Consider the following 16767-nt stretch of genomic DNA (forward strand, 5'->3'; position numbering starts at 1 on the left):
AATACTTGGGCTGATGTGATCAACCGCGCTAACTTGGGTATGGAAGTAATGCACGAGCGCAATGCTCACAACTTCCCGCTTGATTTGGCTGCTGGTGAAACAACTCCCGTAGCTTTGGTTGCTCCTTCTATCAATGGCTAAGTTTTAGCTTGAGATTACAAAAAGCGCTCCTAGAAATAGGGGCGCTTTTTGTTTGGAGAAAAATATTTTTAGAGACTTTATTGTGATATCTAGTCCGGTAGCATGGGGAGCATCCCAATTTGGGTTTTAGAGGAGTGTTGGCTGTGAGAGTACGAAGCGAGATATATAAACTTTTCTGTGCGGGACGCTCGCAGGGTCTAAGCATACTTGCACATAAGCTAAGGCATATATCAGCAGCGGATAAGCAGCAACAGTTCAAATGATTCGCTGCCGGAGATTCCTAGGAATGGAAGGATTTTTATTTTTTATTTAATAGTTAATTTTGCTTCGCTAGTGCGATCGCCCATTCCCCCAGTAATCGTAACAGTTCCAGGTCGCAGCGCTTGAAATGTGCCCGCTGATTGCGTTTGAGCGAGCAACGGCTCCGGATTGGGATATTTGCTGGGTGCACCAGGTATTGGTTGCTGATAGTAGGGAGTCGAAAATCGGAAATGAGTCACTGGCGGAAGCAATCTCCCCTTTGAATCGGAGAGAATTATTTTAAAGGTAATACGATCGCCCACGCGCACGGTTGCAACTTCTGGTAGAATCCGAAGTGTCCAATCAGGCGGGTAAACAATACCGGACATAGAGAGTGTTTCTCCACCTTTTTTGGCAAACACGGCAAACTTTCCCGGCGCAATACCCGTCACAGTTCCATCTGGGGAAACTTTGACGACTTCTTCATAATCGGACGACCACACCCACTGTTTCTCGGACTGCGTAGAATCTCCTGGAATACACCCTGAAGCGGCGTCGGTACTCCCGATTTTTAGCTTAGTCGTTTGACCCACAATTAAAGGCTCAACTTCCCAAGAATTGTAGTTAAGGCAAGGGGGATTATATATACCTAGAAATTCTCTCAACTCCCATACCGTAATACCTATGAATCCGAATAACAGGACGATCGCTGTTACGCAGCCGAACCCGATAAATTCCTTCTGTTTGTTATTCATATTTAATATTGATTTTTTTTGTATCTATAACTTTATGAACCAGTGCGCCGAGCGCTCTAGCTTTGTATGCCACCGAGAAAAGTGGCACAGAAATAAATAAAATGCTATTATTTTTTACAGTGGGAATAATGCGCTAAAGTATCTCGGAATAAATTGGTGATTTCATAGCAGATAAAATAGCATTCATTCACTCACTTTTATTAAAAATATCGGCGTTAATTTGTGTGGCATCTGCCTTAAATCTGCGGTTGACATATCAAAATTTTATGCAATAGGTATTGTAAAGTTGAATCGCTAAGTATAACATTACGGTCAGCCAAGGGTAATATAATGGATGCACAAAAACATCGAATAATATAGGTAAGTTATCCTAAAAAAATAACCGACATGATACTTAAAACTCAGAGATTGGTTTTGAAACAGATTTTGGAGAGCGACCTCAACACGCTCCACAGAATTTTCACTGATTCCTATGTCAGGAGATATCTGTGTGACGGCGAAATCTGGTCGCTGCAACAAGTAGAAGAAATGCTTGCCGAGAATCAAAAGCTTTTTTCAGAAAAGAAATTCGGTCTTTGGTCGATCGAGACAAAAACCGAGCAAGAAGTCATTGGATTTGTGGGTTTGTGGTATTTTTTTCAAGAAGAACAGCCCCAGTTAGTTTACGCATTGCTGCCAACAGCCACTAAAAAAGGCTACGCTAGTGAAGCTGCAACCAAAATATTGGAGTATGGTTTTAATGAACTTGGCTTTGAGTATGTTGTCGCAAGCTGCGATCGCCCAAACATTGAGTCGCAAAAAGTCGCAGAAAGACTCGGAATGAGGCAAGTAGAAGAAAGATTTATGAATGGAAACCCGATATTATTCTTTAGAATCGATAAGTAGTAATTAGCAATAAGGGCGCAATGCACAAATGGCTTTCGGTGGTGGGGATTGGCGAAGACGGATTATCGGGATTGAGTGCGATCGCCCGTACCCTACTCGATCGAGCTCAAGTCGTTGTCGGCGGTACCCGTCACCTCGCAATGCTACCAACTGACGACACCCGCGAACAATTGCTTTGGGCTTCGCCCATACAAGCAACCGTCGATCAAATCATCCGCCGCCGGGGACAGCCTGTGTGTGTGCTAGCCAGCGGCGATCCGATGTGTCACGGAATTGGGGTAACACTGTCGCGCCAAATTCCCATTTCGGAAATGACTGTGATTCCCGCAGCATCGGCTTTTAGTCTTGCTTGCGCCCGTTTGGGTTGGCCGCTGGCCCAAGTTGAGACTTTCAGTTTGACAAATCGCCCGATCGCATCGATCGCACTTGCATTGTCGCCGGGGGCGCGCTTGCTGGTGCTGAGCGCTGACAGACACACGCCGGGAAACGTGGCACAATTGTTGACGCAGCGGGGGTTTGGCAGCAGTTTGATGACCGTGTTCGAGCGGATGGGAGGGGGAGCGGAACGGCGGAGCGAGGGGGTAGCAGCAGCCTGGAATGCAGCGGATTTGGCTGATTTGAACACGATCGCGATCGCAGTTGCAGCAGATCGACAAACTCTTATCCTCCCCCGAACTGCGGGTTTGCCGGATGCTGCTTATCGCCACGACGGACAACTTACCAAGCGGGAGGTTCGAGCCGTTACTCTGTCAACGTTAGCACCGATTCCCGGAGAGTTGCTTTGGGATGTGGGTGCGGGCTGCGGGTCGATCGCGATCGAATGGATGCGGAGTCATCCTCGGTGCAGGGCGATCGCGATCGAACGCCATCCGACTCGATTGCAATACATCGCTGAAAATGCCTCGACTTTCGGCGTTCCCGAACTTGAAATCGTTGCGGGAGAAGCGCCGGAAGCCCTGATAAATTTGCCTCAACCGAATGCTATTTTCATCGGCGGCGGTGTCACTGGAGAAGCTGTGCTGGAAACTTGCTGGAATGCTTTAGGTGAAGGCGGCCGATTAGTTGTGAATGCGGTGACAGTTGAGAGCGAATTTAAAGTTTTGCAATGGCACGATCTTTATGGCGGGGAACTAATTAGAATTGGGATTCAGCGAGTAGGGGCGATCGGTTCTTTTCAGGGTTGGAAACCGCTGGCACCCGTAACTCAGTGGGCGGTAGTTAAAAGGTAAAAATATAATAAAAACGAGATTATACATCAAGAATATTATCCCGCAATTGCGATAAAATTGTATGTCACCGTACCCCGAGCCGTCGGAGGCCAGAGTCAGGACATTAGCAGTCATATAAAATAATCCCCGATCTTCTATTTATAAATACTTTGGCGAGATTTGAGTTCATAGTAGATGGCCCACCAGTATCCCAACAAGCTCGCAGGCGAGATCGTCTTAAAGCTTGGAAAATGACGGTTAGGCAAGAGGCTGAAAAATACTGGTCTTCAGAGCAAAAAACAGCTACGGGGTTCGTTATGCTCCAGATAACTTATTTCTACGATTCTGTTAAAATTGATGTGGACAACATAGTAAAGCCAATTCAAGATGCAATTATTGGCTTAGCCTACGTGGATGACGATCAAATAACCGATGTTCTAGTCCGGAAGAGGAATTTATCGGGTAACTTTACAGTAGAAAATATGACCTCGACCCTAGCGGAAGGATTTGCTCGTGGCAATGAATTCTTGCACATTGTCGTAATTTATGATCCTGACCAAGAGGTACTGACATGATGGCAACCCCAACTGCAAACATAGAAAGAGAGCGATTGCTGAAATTAGCAGAGGAGTATCGTGAGAGAGGTTACGAGGTTTTATTTCATCCCAACCTTGAAGATTTACCTGACTTCCTGAAAAGCTATCGCCCCGATATGATAGTGCGCCTGGGTAAAGAGTCAGTAGTTATTGCAGTCAAGTCACGCTCGTCACTCAATTCATCCTCTACTCAATATTTACGCAATTTAGCCCAAGCAGTAGCAGAAAATCCTGGTTGGAGGTTTGAGTTAGTGATGACTAACCCGGAGGATGCAGTCTATTTGCCCAAAGCTGAGGGTTCTCTTCAAGAGCATGAAATAGAAGCGCGCTTGCAAGTAGCAAAGCAACTTGTAGCACAACAACATCTAGAGTCAGCTATGCTATATTCCTGGTCTTTAGTTGAGGCAACTTTGAGAATTGTTGCGGAAAAAGAAGAGCTAACTTTGACAAGATTACAGCCACTTTTTTTAGTAAAACAACTGGCAACTGAGGGGGTAATTTCCCAATCAGAGTATCAGTTACTAATGAATGCACTTTCATTGCGTAACGCAATTGCTCATGGCTTCAAAACTACACAACTTACGCAAAACTCTGTATGCGAACTGATTGAGATTGCAGAGCAACTATTGAAATCTCTGCATACTGGCGAAGAAGCAAGCTAACATTTTAAAAAGCATAAGAGTTACGCGCTGAACACGAAAAAGCCAGCTTTGAGATTGCTCTCCCGTTGCACAATGACAGAAAATCGTAGTGGTGCGTAAGTCCTGTCCTGTAAAAAAAATAGGTTGGGTTTAACACAAGTAAACCCCACCTACCAATTCAATTAAAATTCAGAATTTAGCCTTGATTCACAACAGTCGGTTTTAAACTTTCCTGTGACTTCGATCGATCTAAACCATTTTGAACTTCCACAGATTCCTTAATCGGTTTCCGCGTCTCAATTAAACTCAAAGCTTTGTTGACACTTTCAGGTAAAATCACTACCAAACTGCCGGCCGGCGCCTCATCTAAAGCCTTGTTAACAGCCGTTGTTTCGTCGAGAATCAACTCGTATTCAACTTGAGATTTCTTCGCGGTTCCTGCAGAAATCGCCTCTGCAATTCCCTGGCAAATTAACTTGGCAACAGCACCGGGTTCTCGCCCGCGCCTGTCAATATCTTCCTTCACAATAATACGATCGAACATCTCGGCCGAAAGTTTGCCCAGCGTGACAAAATCTTCATCTCGCCGGTCTCCGGGGGCGCCGACTACCCCTATCCGCTGTCCCGGCCAATTCAGCACGAAACTGCCCAAAGCTTTGTAGCTGTGGGGGTTGTGGGCGTAGTCCAGCAAAGCGTGATAGTTGCCCAATTTAAACAAATTCATCCGTCCGGGAGTTTGACCCACCGATGCTTGGAAGCTTGACAAAGCAGATCGAATATCTTCTATTTTCACTCCTTGGGCAAAAGCCGCCAAACAAGCTGCTAAAGCATTAGCAATCATAAACGGCGCGCGCCCGCCCATCGTCAGTGGCACGTTCACAGCCTGCTCAATTCTCAGCGTCCAATCGCCTTTCAATATCGACAAATACCCATTTTCGTAAATCGCTGCCAGCCCGCCTGCAGCGGTATGTTTGGCAACCAGTTCGTTGTCCGGGTTCATCGAAAAATATGCAATTTGAGCCTTGACACGCTGCGCCATTTGTGCTACTAACGGGTCATCTGCATTCAAAACTGCATAGCCTTTGGGCATTACCGACTCGACGAGGACGCTCTTGAGTTTGGCTAGTTGTTCCACGGTGTCGATGTCGCCAATTCCCAAGTGATCAGCCGCGACGTTCAAGACGACGCCGACATCGCACTGATCGAAGCCGAGGCCCGATCGCAAAATTCCGCCTCTAGCCGTTTCCAGCACCGCCACTTCCACCGTCGGGTCAGACAAAATCAATTGAGCACTCTGCGGCCCGGTATTGTCTCCGCTTTCGACCAAATAATCGCCGATGTAAGTGCCGTCGGTAGTCGTGTAGCCGGTAATCTGACCGGTCTGCTTGACAATGTGGGCAAGCAGGCGAGTGGTTGTCGTTTTGCCGTTGGTTCCCGTTACCGCTAAAATCGGCACCCGGCTGGGTTGAGGCGAGGGGAAAAGCATATCGAAGACGGCACCGGCGACGTTGCGGGGTAAACCTTGACTCGGGGCGACGTGCATTCTGAAACCCGGTGCTGCGTTGACTTCGACGATGACGCCGTTGACATCGCGCAGGGGTTGGGAGATGTCGGGAGTTACTACGTCAATGCCGGCAATGTCCAAACCGATAATTTTGGCGACTCTGGAAAACAGCCAGACGTTTTCCGGGTGGATTTCGTCGGTGCGATCGACTGCAATTCCACCGGTACTCAAGTTTGCTGTCGCGCGCAAAAATACTCTTTCGCCGGCGGGCACTACGGAGTCCATCGCGTATCCTTGTTTTTGCAGCAAATCCAGGGACAATTTGTCGATCGTGATCCGGGTGAGCACGTTGTCGTGTCCGTCTCCTCGCTGCGGGTCGCGGTTTACTTCTTCAATAAGCTGTTCTACTGTAGACTTGCCGTTACCCACGACGTTAGCGGGGACTCGTTCTGCAACTGCTATGACTTGCCCGTTGACTACTAATACTCTGTGGTCGCGGCCGAGGTAATAGCGCTCGACTATCACGCTTTTTGTTTTTGATGCCGCGCTGGCTAAGTCGTAGGCTTCTTCTGCTGCTTCCCAGGAATTGATGTCGATCGTAATGCCGCGGCCGTGGTTGCCGTCTAGGGGTTTGAGGACGATCGGATAACCGCCGACATCTTCGATCGCCCCGCGCAGTTCATCCAAATAATGAATCACCGTCCCTCTGGGAACCGGCACACCGGCGCTGGCGAGGATATTTTTGGTACCTTCCTTGTCACAGGCAAGTTCTACTCCCAAAACTCCGGTCCGGTTGCTCAGAGTTGCCTGAATCCGCTTTTGGTGAACCCCGTAGCCGAGTTGAATCATAAACCGGGCGCTCAAAGGTATCCAAGGAATGCCGCGCGCTTCTGCTTCCTTAATCAGTGTTTCCGTGCTCGGCCCCAGGGCCGCCGACGCAGCAAACTCTCTCAGGTCTCTCAAATCTTGGACTAATTCTGCTGCTGGATAAGTGCCTGTCTCGGCAATGCTTTGGCACATCCGCACGCCTGCCCGGGCTGCATAGCGACCGGCTTGTTCGTGTTGATACTCGATTACTACTTGGTAAATGCCTGGGGTCGCAGTCTCGCGGGTGCGACCGAACCCGACCGGCATTCCTGCCATTTCCTGAAGTTCTAGGGCGACGTGTTCGATTACGTGTCCCATCATTGTGCCTTCTCTGACCCGTTGCAGGAATCCTCCCTGATGGCCTGGAGAACAGTGATGGTCGTTCAAACTCGGAAGTGCGGCGATCAACCCTTCGTAGAAGCCAGGAATTTCCGCTGTGGTTTTATCTGCCCACTCCTCTAAATCCAGACGCATCAGGACGAGTTTCTGGCGTCGGATGCTCCAGTAGTTGGGGCCGCGTAAGGTCTGGATTTTAAGTATTTTCATGGCAATTAGAGGGGTATGGGGCGCGAAATCTTATAGATAATTGGAGCATTTATTCAATTTCGATCTAGATTGCTCGATCGACTGTTCGCTGCGAACAGTTTGGGAGTGAATTTCCAGTTATGGGCTACCCAATTGAAAATTCATGCCCCTACGATCGGCTAAAAACAAGTACAGGCCAATGGCTAGCCAAAAGTCAAAGCCCGAAGCTAGAATTTTCTGTGGTTCGGCCTGGGGTCAGACCGTGGCTGCTTCGGAATATATTCTATTTTTGTATCCATGATTCGGCCGGAATGTCGCCTAATTTCTGCCGAATCAATGACCAGAGATGTTCTACGTTAGTTGGCTGTGCGGCATTCGGGGGGCCAGCCAGACTCGGAACAGGCTCCTGATGGCATTGGTTTGCCGAGGGGCATATTGTAGCAATCTCCGTGACACAGAACGTGCAAGCGCATATTGAACAGACTTAAGGGTTCTGTCGCTCCTACCATAGACTCATTGGTATAAAAATTTTCCCTAGAATCAACAATAGTCACAGTGCCTTTACCAAGAATTTTCATAGTATCGTCTCCCTCAAACAAGGCGCACGTGTCTTCGTCAATACCAATAGCGAGGCGATCTGGATGGCAAGCCACAGCCGACAGCAAGCGAGCCATGCGGTTGCGGTTGTGAAAATGCTGGTCTACGATGATCTCAGGAATAATGTTAAGTCCGTTTGCCATGTCTACTAAAGAGCGGTTTGGTGACGCGCCACTCCCACCGCCTGCAATCATGTGATATCCCATCACCGCAGCACCTGCGCTGGTGCCAGCGAGGGTAATCTTGCCTTCGAGAGTTTCTTTGCGAATTTTCTCCATCAGCGGGGTGTCCGCCAGCAGTCCACAAAGTCGCAGTTGGTCGCCGCCTGTGATGAATACGCCCGTACAGTCTTCTAAGTAATCTTTCCAGACGGGGTTTTCGCCTTGTTCGCGTTCGCGGATGTCCACTACTTTGACGGCGCTAACGCCCATTTCGTCAAATATTGTGCGGTAGCGGTTGCTAATTCCTTCGGGATCTCGCGAAGCGCACGGAACGATCGCCAGCCGAGCGTTTGCACCCCCAGCACGGCAAAAAAAGGTGTTCAGAATCTCTCGCCCGTGAACTTTGTCTTCGGCTCCCCCGATGACCATAATCGAGGTTTTTGTGCGCTGGGGAATATTGTGTTCAAGGGCTTGAGATGTCAACTGCTGCATGGTGTGTCTTCCTCTGTTGGATGTGAAATTCAATTTTGCCGTTGCTGTGGGTACAATAGGGCTTTTTAAGAATAAATTTTTGTTTGTGCCAGTGAGGTGCGATCGCCGATCGCACTATCCCGCAGTTGTTTGGGGCGAATTTACTTGCAGTCGCTGTCATGAAAAACAGATTATTTTTGTACAAAATCGGCCCGCCGACACAGGAAGAGAATTTAACTTGCCAAAATTTTCAGAAATTATAAGAAATTATAAAGAATAAAGCAATTACTGAAAACTGAACTCCCTCTAAAGGTCAAACTAGAGGTGATGTATCAATGAAATTCCAATAATCGTGCGATTTGACGTTGTTACCCTATTTCCAGAATTTTTCCGGGCTCCCCTAGAGTCGGGACTGATGGGCAAAGCCTTAGCTAAAAAGATTGCTGAGGTGAATTTTGTCAATCCCCGCGATTTTACCACAGACAAACACCAGCGAGTCGATGATGAGCCTTACGGGGGCGGAGTAGGGATGCTGATGAAACCGGAACCGATTTTTGCTGCGGTGGAGTCGCTGCCGGTTTTGCCGCGGCGAGAGGTGATTTTGCTGACTCCCCAGGGGGAACCGATGCAGCAGGCGATGTTTCGGGAGTTGGCGGCCCATCGCGATCAGTTGGTGTTGATTTGCGGTCATTATGAGGGTGTGGACGATCGAGTCCTGCATTTGGTCACTCGCGAGGTGTCTTTGGGGGATTTCGTGCTCACGGGGGGCGAAATTCCGGCTTTGGCTTTGATTAATGGGGTTTTGCGATTGCTGCGAGGAACTGTGGCGAAGGAAGATTCCCTAAAGTTTGAGAGTTTTGAGGACGGACTTTTGGATTATCCGCAGTACACTCGACCGGCGGATTTTCGGGGATTGAAGGTGCCCGACGTGTTGCTGTCTGGTAATCACGCAGAAATTGCTCGCTGGCGTCGGGAACAGCAAATTGAAAGAACTCGATCGCGCCGATCGGATTTGTACGATCGGTGGTTGCAGGAGAGGGGAGAATAAGATTTGAGGATGTAGCCGTTATTAGTTGGATCTTCAGGGATGATTAGCAATTTAAAGCTAATAGAACTCCCCAGGCAGCACTAAGTTACAGTTTTGGTTCTTGAAGCTTTCAAGCCTTCAGCAGCTAAAAGATGTCTTAGTCGCTCGATCTCAGCTTTAGTTCCGACAAAAACAGAACCAGGCATCTTCTTTTTTAAGTTCATCGCTTCAGCTAATGACAATTCCATAGCCTGACGCAGGATTTTTGTTACAACTGTTGCACGTTGTTATTCTTCCAATACAATCAAGTTCCAATTCCCTTCGTTTGCTAAAATTTATTTTCTCATTTCGTTAGGTATAGCATCAGTATTATCTAACGCGATTGCCTGAGAGCAATAATGACAGCTAGAAGATAGATGCCAGACAACTTTTTTGTCGAAGACAGACTGACCAACCGACATCTGTATGTCTTTGCTACAATTACCGCAAAGTCCGTAAATCAAGACCATTCTTTTTCAGCTATCTCCCCGCAAATATGAAATAATTGTCTTTTGGTATACTTCCAAAACCTAAATTTTACATGAACATCCGCATCGGCAACGGCTACGACATTCACTGCTTAGTTCCTGAACGCCCCCTCATCCTTGGCGGCGTCCACATTCCCCACGAATTAGGCTTATTAGGACACAGCGACGCCGACGTACTTACCCACGCTATCATGGACGCTATGCTCGGAGCTCTCAGCTTAGGAGATATCGGGCTTTATTTCCCGCCAACTGACCCGAAATGGAAGGGTGCGGATAGTCTCGTATTGTTGGCACAAGTCAATCAGTTAATTTTAGATAAAGGCTGGGAAATCGGCAATATTGATTCTGTGGTGGTGGCGGAACGTCCAAAGCTGAAACCGCATATTGGGCAAATGCGCGATCGGCTTTCTACTGTCCTACAATTAAAACCAGACCAAATCGGCATCAAAGCTACTACCAACGAAAAGTTAGGCCCCGTGGGGAGAGAAGAAGGAATTGCAGCCTACGCTGTAGTTTTGCTGGGCAAAAAATAGAACTCTACAATTCTTTAATCCAAAATCGCTAGGAAGCCTGAAATCATGGAGACTGACACCTGGGAATTACAATTTCCTGTAGACGCGGATGTCATCGCGTTGGATAAGGACGATCGCATAGTCGTGCTAATTGAGGTTAAAATTATTCAAGCTCAAGAAGCAGACGCAAAACAGAAAATTGTCGATCGCGCGATCGATTGGCTGAAAGCTATGTTAGCTAAGCTGTCCGAAAAAAACGCGATCGTTCCCTATGCTATGTTTATTGACGCGGAACAAATTCTGATTTTTAAATGGGATGGTGTGAATTTATCGGAGCCTGTTTGCACTCTCAATACTGGTGAAATATGTCGCTATTATATGCCGAGTTTTGGCAGTAAATGGATCTCTGAAAGTACCATTGAGGGGGTGATTCAGTCGTGGCTGCATGACTTAGATTATAACTGGAAATCCCAAATTCCGCCAGCATCAGAGGAGATAGCAGCCATCGGTTTGCTCCCGTTACTCGCAGGTGGTACAACAAAATCAGGAGTTGAATTAGGTGGCAATTATATATATCGAGACAAACTTTCTGATGAGTATTACTACAGGGCGTGAGGCTGAAGCAATTATGTTGCTCAGAGATTTGTCCTCATCTGTTCAGTTGGTCATACCCAGCATTTGTTACATGGAGGCTTTGTCAGCTTTCGAGGACGAGTTGAAGCGACGAAAATATTTTAAGGAACAGCTAAACCGCAAAATTAGCGAAACAAAGCGAGATGTAACATCTGAACAGGCTGCATCTCTATTTTTTCACTTAGAAGAGTCATTACTCTACTATGTAGAACGAATAGATGAAAGGAAATTTCGCTTGCGTGAAGCGATAAGTAGGATGTCTAGAAATGCAGAAATGATTGCATTAAATCCAGAAATTGTCGAAGCAAGCTTAAACGAAACTTTGATCGGAAAAGACCCAACAGACAATTTGATTCTACACTGTATCCTCAGTCATGCACGCTCGCATTCTACAGAAACAAAAGTATTTCTCAGCGGTAACGTCAAAGAATTTGGTCTACCGGAAGTTCAAGATGTTTTGCGAGAAGCCGGGATTACAAAGTATTTCTCTGTCACTAAAAACTTTCTAGGTTGGCTACAATCTCAGTCATAATTGCACGCAGGTGGTACAGTAAATTATTATGAAAAATTTCCCTATTTTACATTCAAAGCGCCGCTGGCTGGCTGTTCTCCTGGCTGCAATTGCAGCGATCGCTCTCTCAGCTTGTAGTCCCGTGCGATCAACTAAGTTAGTAGACAGACTCATCGTTCCCACCCCTAGCGGCCCGGGTACCTTTAACTACCCGCTAAACCAATCTGCATACAGCGTTTTTGGCTATATGTACGAGGGATTGATTAACGAAAACGGCTTGACCTCGGAGTTAGAACCCGGTTTAGCCGAGTCCTGGGAAGTTTCTAAAGATGGCAAAAAGATTGTCTTCACCCTGCGAGAGGGTTTGAAATGGTCGGACGGCGAACAGATGACTACTGATGACATTATCTTCAGCTATGAAAAGATTTATTTCAATGATAAAATTCCTAGCGGTTTGAAAGATAATCTGAGGGTTGGGATGAGTCGCCAATTCCCAAAAGTAAAAAAAATAGACAGCCGGCGCGTTGAATTTTCCGTTGCAGAGCCCTTTGCTCCATTTATTAGATATGCTGGGGGAATCCCAATTTTACCAGCTCATATTTTACAGGAAGCTGTCGAAAATACAGATGCCGATGGTCAGCCTAAATTCCTGACTACTTGGGGGACGGATACTGACCCTAAAAAAATTGTGGGGAATGGTCAATATCGAATGCTGAGCTACACTCCCAATCAGCGCGTGGTTTTGGAAAGAAATCCGTATTTTTGGCGCAAAGATGCTGAGGGAAATGTCCAGCCTTACATCCAGCAAATTGTTTGGCAAATTATCGAAAATACTGACAATCAACTGCTGAATTTTCGATCGGGCGATTTGGATACTCTGAACGTGGAACCGGAAGTGTTTCCGCTGCTGAAACGGGAGGAAAAACGCGGCAAATACACGGTATTCAACGGCGGTCCGGATACTGGCAGCGTCTTTGTGTGTTTCAATCTGAATAAGGGGCGCAATGCTCAAAATCAGCCGTTTGTAGACCCAATTAAGTCTCGGTGGTTTGCGAGTAAGGAATTTCGGCAGGCGATCGCCTATGGCATCAACCGCGAGGCGATGACTAACAATATCTATCGCGGACTTGGCGCGCCACTGCATTCCCCAATTCCGGCGCAAAGCCCGTTCTACCTGTCCCCAGAACAGGGATTGAAAACTTACAGTTACGATCGACAAAAAGCCAAAGAGTTACTGTTAAGTGCTGGCTTCAAGTATAATAGTAACGGCGAATTGTTGGATGCTGAAGGCAACAAAGTGCGATTTACTTTGTTGATGGCGGCTGGTAAAAAAGTTCGGGAACAAATGGGAACGCAAATTAAGCAAGATTTAGGCAAACTGGGGATGCAAATTGATACGCAGTTTCTCAGTTTTAACACTTATGTGGAAAAACTGCGATTGACGCGGAATTGGGATACTTACCTCGGTGGTTTTACGGGAGGTACTGAACCGCACAGCGGCTACAATATTTGGTCAGTCAATGGCACTTTGCACAGTTTCAACCAGGGCCCGCAATCCGGAGAACCCCCGATTAAAGGTTGGGAAGTGTACGACTGGGAGCAGAAAATCGATGACCTTTATGTGAAGGCTTCCCAGGAGCTTGATGAGGCGAAGCGCAAGGAGCTTTATGGAGAAACGCAGCGGATTATAGCGGAACAAGTTCCTTTTGTTTATATGGTAAATCCGCTGACTTTTGAGGCGGTGCGCGATCGCGTTTCGGGAATTCGCTACAGTGCTCTGGGCGGTGCTTTTTGGAATTTGTACGAGTTGCAAATAACAGAATAGTCAGCAGTTATTAGTCATTAGTCAGTCATTAATTAATGGAACCTAAAATTTTACAGAAGTTACTCGAATCTGTGGCTGCCGGCGATATTAGCCCCATCGCAGCTTTGGATAAATTAAAGCATTTTGACTTTGAACAAGTCGGTGATTTTGCCAAAATTGACCACCACCGCACTTTAAGAACGGGTTTTCCTGAAGTAATTTGGGGCCCAGGGAAAACGCCAGACCAAATTGTTGAGATTATCGAGGCGATGCGCGGGCGAAATTCTGCGGTGATGGCCACGCGAATCGAACCGGAAGTTTTCGAGCAATTGCAACAAAAAATACCCGATTTGTGCTACTACCAAAAGGCTCGAATTTGTGCAATTTCTCCTAATTCCCCAACTCCGCAGCATCCGGGTACTGTGACTATTATCAGTGCGGGAACGGCGGATTTGCCTGTAGCGGAAGAGGCGGCAATTACTGCGGAACTTTGCGGTTTTCAGGTGCGACGTTTGTGGGATGTCGGAGTTGCCGGCATTCACCGTTTGCTGAGCAACCGGCACGTCATTGCCGGTGCTGATGTGTTGATTGCGGTTGCGGGCATGGAAGGTGCTTTGGCGAGTGTGGTTGCGGGTTTGGCAGATTGTCCGGTGATTGCTGTGCCGACGAGTGTAGGTTACGGCGCGAGTTTTGGCGGGATTGCTCCTCTTTTAACTATGCTCAATTCTTGTGCGGCTGGTGTGGGTGTGGTGAATATTGATAATGGGTTTGGGGCGGCGATTTTGGCTTGTCAAATTCTGAGAACTGCTGGGAAAGTGGAGAGAAGAGGAGAGGGGGAGAATGGGAGTGAGGGGGAATAGTTAGAAACCCCCTCGATTAGATAAGATTAAAGCTAACTGTCACAGGACGATCAATTTTTAGGGTGCATCTTGCACCATTCTCAAGAACAGGCAAGATGCGTGTTCCACAAAGAGTGAGTTTTCTTGTGGGGTGGGCATCCTGCCCGCCCGTAAAAAACCTAATTGAAAATGGTGCCACATCTCAGGTGCGTCAGACTTCGTTATTGAAAGATTATTGAAGATTTCCGGTAGTAGAGCACCTTACCATATATGCCAGTTGCGTCCAAGACGGCCAGACTCGGCGGTTGAAACCGCGTCTAAACTTGCTTCTCGTCCCAGCAGAGGAGGACTAAAGAATACATGAGGTATTATTGCCGGATTTGATATTACTTGCTGCCCAGCCAAATCGGATAAGCAGAAGAATCCTCAGCTTTCAACTTTTGGGCCTGATAACTCTTGCTAGTCCAACTAGCAACTGTTTGCAGGCTTTCTGTTAAACAACTTTCGCTGCCAAACGCTTCAAATCCCAAAGTCCACCACGCGCTGCCGTTAATGTTCAACTGAGTAAGTTCCACGCTGCAACCTTGGGGAATTGGGGCTTCGACAGGCACAGATATCAGGACGCCAGGGGCCGAAACTTGATAAAGACGTTGCGCTCGCTTTTTCTTGACTCCCACCCACTTTCCTGTCGCCACAATATCCGCCGGTATCGGCGCCATGGTGTCCGCACAAACCCACTTCAGCCACTTTTCGGCTTTGCCTTCCCAGCGATTGGCGAACTGCATCGTCCCTAACTCTGCCTGACGCCACTTTACCTCCAAGGTTTTCCCACGCAGCTTCACTCCCAAGTAGTCGCAGTTAGGTACTAGCAAATATATGTCTTCCCGTTCTTCAGGAGGCGAAAGATACGCGCCGAGACTCTCGCTTCCAAACCATTGATTGAGCGATTTTGGCAGTGCACCGCTATAAAACCACCGCATTTCCAGACTGGCCCGCATAAATTTTTCCTCCGTTCCACAATTTTCGTCAAACCCAGACTGGATTTGCCATACACCATCGACTTTTGTGCCTCTCCACTCTATCCTCCCCCCTCCGGGGCCCAGAGTCTACCCACAGTCATACCATTGTTAGATTTTAGATTTGAGATTTTAGACTTGGGAAAGACTGACTATATAAGGGTTTAGAGCTTGCCTACAGTTGCATTTTTTTTTAAACTGGTGTCAGAGCGAGGTCTTTTAAAAAAATTTCTCACAATCCTTTACATATCTTCACAAGTCTGTTACATTTATTTACAGTACACTAAAAACCATTTAGGAAAAAAAAGATGACTAACCGAGGCTTAATGCTGGACGACCAAGGCAAAATGAACAATTTTGCGATCGAGCCGACAGTATACATCGATGACGAACCCCGCACCGGCTTTACCCCCTACGCAGAACGCTTAAACGGCCGCCTTGCCATGATTGGCTTTGTTTCTCTCTTGGCTTTAGAAGTTTCGACCAAGCACGGGCTGATTAGCTGGCTGACTCACCTGTAATGATTTTGTTAACAATTAAACTATATGGCTATGGATCGCTGGCGTTACACAAACAGCGATCCATAGCTTAACTATTTTTAGGGGCAAGGTTTGGTGAGACAATTAAAATTAAATATTTTTGTTTTACCCTACCCGTAAAAAGAATGCTCAAACGAATTGCGGCAATACTTCTGGTGGTTCTAAGCCTCACATTAACCGGTTGTGTGTCTAAAGTCACCGGACTCAAAAGCTACGTTGATACTGGCGACGGCTATCAATTTCTCTATCCTAACGGCTGGCTGCCGATCGCGGTTTCTAACGGGCCCGATGTGGTGTTCCGCGATTTGATTCAGCAAACCGAGAACGTCAGCGTGGTAATCAGTCCAGTCGCCAAGGACAAAACTCTGGCGGATTTGGGAACGCCGACGGATGTGGGATACAAGCTCAGCAAAAGTGCGATCGCCCCGAGTGATTCCGGCCGCGAAGCTGAATTAGTCAATGCAGAAGCTCGTGAATCGCGATCGAAAAACTATTACATTTTAGAATACGCCGTTAAGTTGCCAAACCAAGAACGGCACAACTTAGCGAGTGTAGCCGTCAGCCGCGGCAAACTTTTTACGCTTAACGTTTCCACTACCGAAGAACGCTGGCCGAAGGTAAAAGAAGCTTTTGAGAAAGTTGTTAAATCTTTCTCTGTTTATTAGGGAATTGGGAATTGGGAATTGGGCATGGGGCATGGGGCATTGTTGACTGTTGACTGTTCGCTGTTGACTGTTGACTGTTCGCTGGAAACCTCACCACAGTTAA

Annotated in this window: 17 protein-coding genes and 1 pseudogene; 14 read left to right on the forward strand and 4 right to left on the reverse strand. The window is 47.2% G+C overall.

The window, feature by feature from the left end; all coding sequences use genetic code 11:
• Positions 1 to 141: pseudogene (locus QUA57_RS06530) on the forward strand (photosystem II q(b) protein); the annotation flags it as partial.
• Between the two features lie 305 nt (positions 142 to 446).
• Here QUA57_RS06530 and QUA57_RS06535 read toward each other — a convergent pair.
• Positions 447 to 1136, reverse strand: a complete 690-nt coding sequence (locus QUA57_RS06535) for an Ig-like domain-containing protein (RefSeq protein ID WP_333060034.1) — start codon at positions 1134 to 1136, stop codon at positions 447 to 449.
• Between the two features lie 387 nt (positions 1137 to 1523).
• Between QUA57_RS06535 and QUA57_RS06540 the strand changes: the two genes are divergently transcribed.
• The 4 genes from QUA57_RS06540 to QUA57_RS06555 all read left to right on the forward strand — a co-directional run bounded on the left by QUA57_RS06540 (position 1524) and on the right by QUA57_RS06555 (position 4487).
• The gene (locus QUA57_RS06540; protein ID WP_333060035.1) at positions 1524 to 2021 is read left to right on the forward strand and encodes a GNAT family N-acetyltransferase; all 498 of its coding nucleotides are present in this window, start codon (positions 1524 to 1526) and stop codon (positions 2019 to 2021) included.
• 20 nt (positions 2022 to 2041) lie between these two features.
• Complete coding sequence (cbiE, locus tag QUA57_RS06545; protein WP_333060036.1) at positions 2042 to 3250, forward strand: precorrin-6y C5,15-methyltransferase (decarboxylating) subunit CbiE; 1209 nt, start codon at positions 2042 to 2044, stop codon at positions 3248 to 3250.
• Positions 3251 to 3399: 149 nt separating this feature from the next.
• On the forward strand, positions 3400 to 3804 hold the full coding sequence (locus QUA57_RS06550; RefSeq protein WP_333060037.1) for a RusA family crossover junction endodeoxyribonuclease: 405 nt from the start codon (positions 3400 to 3402) through the stop codon (positions 3802 to 3804).
• A complete protein-coding gene (locus QUA57_RS06555; protein ID WP_333060119.1) occupies positions 3804 to 4487 on the forward strand; it encodes a hypothetical protein in 684 nt (227 codons plus the stop codon). Before QUA57_RS06550 ends, QUA57_RS06555 begins: the two co-directional genes overlap by 1 nt.
• Positions 4488 to 4662: 175 nt before the next feature.
• On the opposite strand, the gene cphA is transcribed toward QUA57_RS06555, so the two are convergent.
• Entirely contained in the window at positions 4663 to 7383 is a 2721-nt protein-coding gene (gene cphA, locus QUA57_RS06560; protein WP_333060038.1) for a cyanophycin synthetase, read from the reverse strand.
• Positions 7384 to 7718: 335 nt separating this feature from the next.
• Positions 7719 to 8612, reverse strand: a complete 894-nt coding sequence (locus QUA57_RS06565; protein ID WP_333041076.1) for a cyanophycinase — start codon at positions 8610 to 8612, stop codon at positions 7719 to 7721.
• On the opposite strand from QUA57_RS06565, the gene QUA57_RS06570 reads away from it, so the two are divergent.
• From QUA57_RS06570 to larB, 7 genes are all read left to right on the forward strand, one after another.
• A complete protein-coding gene (locus QUA57_RS06570) occupies positions 8611 to 8871 on the forward strand; it encodes a hypothetical protein (RefSeq protein WP_333060039.1) in 261 nt (86 codons plus the stop codon). The genes QUA57_RS06565 and QUA57_RS06570 overlap by 2 nt on opposite strands.
• Before the next feature lie 72 nt (positions 8872 to 8943).
• Positions 8944 to 9639, forward strand: coding sequence for a tRNA (guanosine(37)-N1)-methyltransferase TrmD (gene trmD / locus QUA57_RS06575; protein ID WP_333060040.1), 696 nt, complete (start codon positions 8944 to 8946; stop codon positions 9637 to 9639).
• 559 nt (positions 9640 to 10198) lie between these two features.
• On the forward strand, positions 10199 to 10678 hold the full coding sequence (gene ispF / locus QUA57_RS06580; RefSeq protein ID WP_333060042.1) for a 2-C-methyl-D-erythritol 2,4-cyclodiphosphate synthase: 480 nt from the start codon (positions 10199 to 10201) through the stop codon (positions 10676 to 10678).
• 45 nt (positions 10679 to 10723) lie between these two features.
• Complete coding sequence (locus tag QUA57_RS06585) at positions 10724 to 11272, forward strand: hypothetical protein (protein ID WP_333060043.1); 549 nt, start codon at positions 10724 to 10726, stop codon at positions 11270 to 11272.
• Positions 11250 to 11822, forward strand: coding sequence for a PIN domain-containing protein (locus tag QUA57_RS06590; RefSeq protein ID WP_333060044.1), 573 nt, complete (start codon positions 11250 to 11252; stop codon positions 11820 to 11822). The genes QUA57_RS06585 and QUA57_RS06590 overlap by 23 nt, the downstream gene beginning before the upstream one ends.
• A 28-nt stretch (positions 11823 to 11850) precedes the next feature.
• Complete coding sequence (locus QUA57_RS06595; protein WP_333060045.1) at positions 11851 to 13626, forward strand: ABC transporter substrate-binding protein; 1776 nt, start codon at positions 11851 to 11853, stop codon at positions 13624 to 13626.
• 35 nt (positions 13627 to 13661) lie between these two features.
• Complete coding sequence (gene larB, locus QUA57_RS06600) at positions 13662 to 14465, forward strand: nickel pincer cofactor biosynthesis protein LarB (RefSeq protein WP_333060046.1); 804 nt, start codon at positions 13662 to 13664, stop codon at positions 14463 to 14465.
• A gap of 365 nt (positions 14466 to 14830) precedes the next feature.
• On the opposite strand, the gene QUA57_RS06605 is transcribed toward larB, so the two are convergent.
• A complete protein-coding gene (locus tag QUA57_RS06605) occupies positions 14831 to 15442 on the reverse strand; it encodes a hypothetical protein (protein WP_333041085.1) in 612 nt (203 codons plus the stop codon).
• Positions 15443 to 15768: 326 nt separating this feature from the next.
• On the opposite strand from QUA57_RS06605, the gene QUA57_RS06610 reads away from it, so the two are divergent.
• Both QUA57_RS06610 and psbP read left to right on the forward strand, forming a co-directional pair.
• Positions 15769 to 15981 (forward strand): chlorophyll a/b-binding protein, encoded by a 213-nt coding sequence (locus QUA57_RS06610; protein WP_193973911.1) that lies wholly within the window; start codon positions 15769 to 15771, stop codon positions 15979 to 15981.
• A 143-nt stretch (positions 15982 to 16124) separates the two neighbouring features.
• Positions 16125 to 16664, forward strand: a complete 540-nt coding sequence (gene psbP / locus QUA57_RS06615) for a photosystem II reaction center PsbP (protein ID WP_333060047.1) — start codon at positions 16125 to 16127, stop codon at positions 16662 to 16664.
• Positions 16665 to 16767: the final 103 nt, after the last annotated feature.

This window comes from Microcoleus sp. Pol7_B2 (genome assembly GCF_036701035.1).
Classification (GTDB): Bacteria; Cyanobacteriota; Cyanobacteriia; order Cyanobacteriales; family Microcoleaceae; genus Microcoleus.

What these genes read in the sequence shown, in the direction of transcription:
- QUA57_RS06535 (WP_333060034.1), bottom strand. Translation starts at nt 1,136, where the DNA reads ATGAATAACAAACAGAAGGAATTTATCGGGTTCGGCTGCGTAACAGCG.
- QUA57_RS06540 (WP_333060035.1), top strand. Translation starts at nt 1,524, where the DNA reads ATGATACTTAAAACTCAGAGATTGGTTTTGAAACAGATTTTGGAGAGC.
- cbiE (WP_333060036.1), top strand. Translation starts at nt 2,042, where the DNA reads ATGCACAAATGGCTTTCGGTGGTGGGGATTGGCGAAGACGGATTATCG.
- QUA57_RS06555 (WP_333060119.1), top strand. Translation starts at nt 3,804, where the DNA reads ATGGCAACCCCAACTGCAAACATAGAAAGAGAGCGATTGCTGAAATTA.
- cphA (WP_333060038.1), bottom strand. Translation starts at nt 7,383, where the DNA reads ATGAAAATACTTAAAATCCAGACCTTACGCGGCCCCAACTACTGGAGC.
- QUA57_RS06570 (WP_333060039.1), top strand. Translation starts at nt 8,611, where the DNA reads ATGGTGTGTCTTCCTCTGTTGGATGTGAAATTCAATTTTGCCGTTGCT.
- QUA57_RS06565 (WP_333041076.1), bottom strand. Translation starts at nt 8,612, where the DNA reads ATGCAGCAGTTGACATCTCAAGCCCTTGAACACAATATTCCCCAGCGC.
- ispF (WP_333060042.1), top strand. Translation starts at nt 10,199, where the DNA reads ATGAACATCCGCATCGGCAACGGCTACGACATTCACTGCTTAGTTCCT.
- QUA57_RS06585 (WP_333060043.1), top strand. Translation starts at nt 10,724, where the DNA reads ATGGAGACTGACACCTGGGAATTACAATTTCCTGTAGACGCGGATGTC.
- QUA57_RS06590 (WP_333060044.1), top strand. Translation starts at nt 11,250, where the DNA reads ATGAGTATTACTACAGGGCGTGAGGCTGAAGCAATTATGTTGCTCAGA.
- QUA57_RS06595 (WP_333060045.1), top strand. Translation starts at nt 11,851, where the DNA reads ATGAAAAATTTCCCTATTTTACATTCAAAGCGCCGCTGGCTGGCTGTT.
- larB (WP_333060046.1), top strand. Translation starts at nt 13,662, where the DNA reads ATGGAACCTAAAATTTTACAGAAGTTACTCGAATCTGTGGCTGCCGGC.
- QUA57_RS06605 (WP_333041085.1), bottom strand. Translation starts at nt 15,442, where the DNA reads ATGCGGGCCAGTCTGGAAATGCGGTGGTTTTATAGCGGTGCACTGCCA.
- QUA57_RS06610 (WP_193973911.1), top strand. Translation starts at nt 15,769, where the DNA reads ATGACTAACCGAGGCTTAATGCTGGACGACCAAGGCAAAATGAACAAT.
- psbP (WP_333060047.1), top strand. Translation starts at nt 16,125, where the DNA reads ATGCTCAAACGAATTGCGGCAATACTTCTGGTGGTTCTAAGCCTCACA.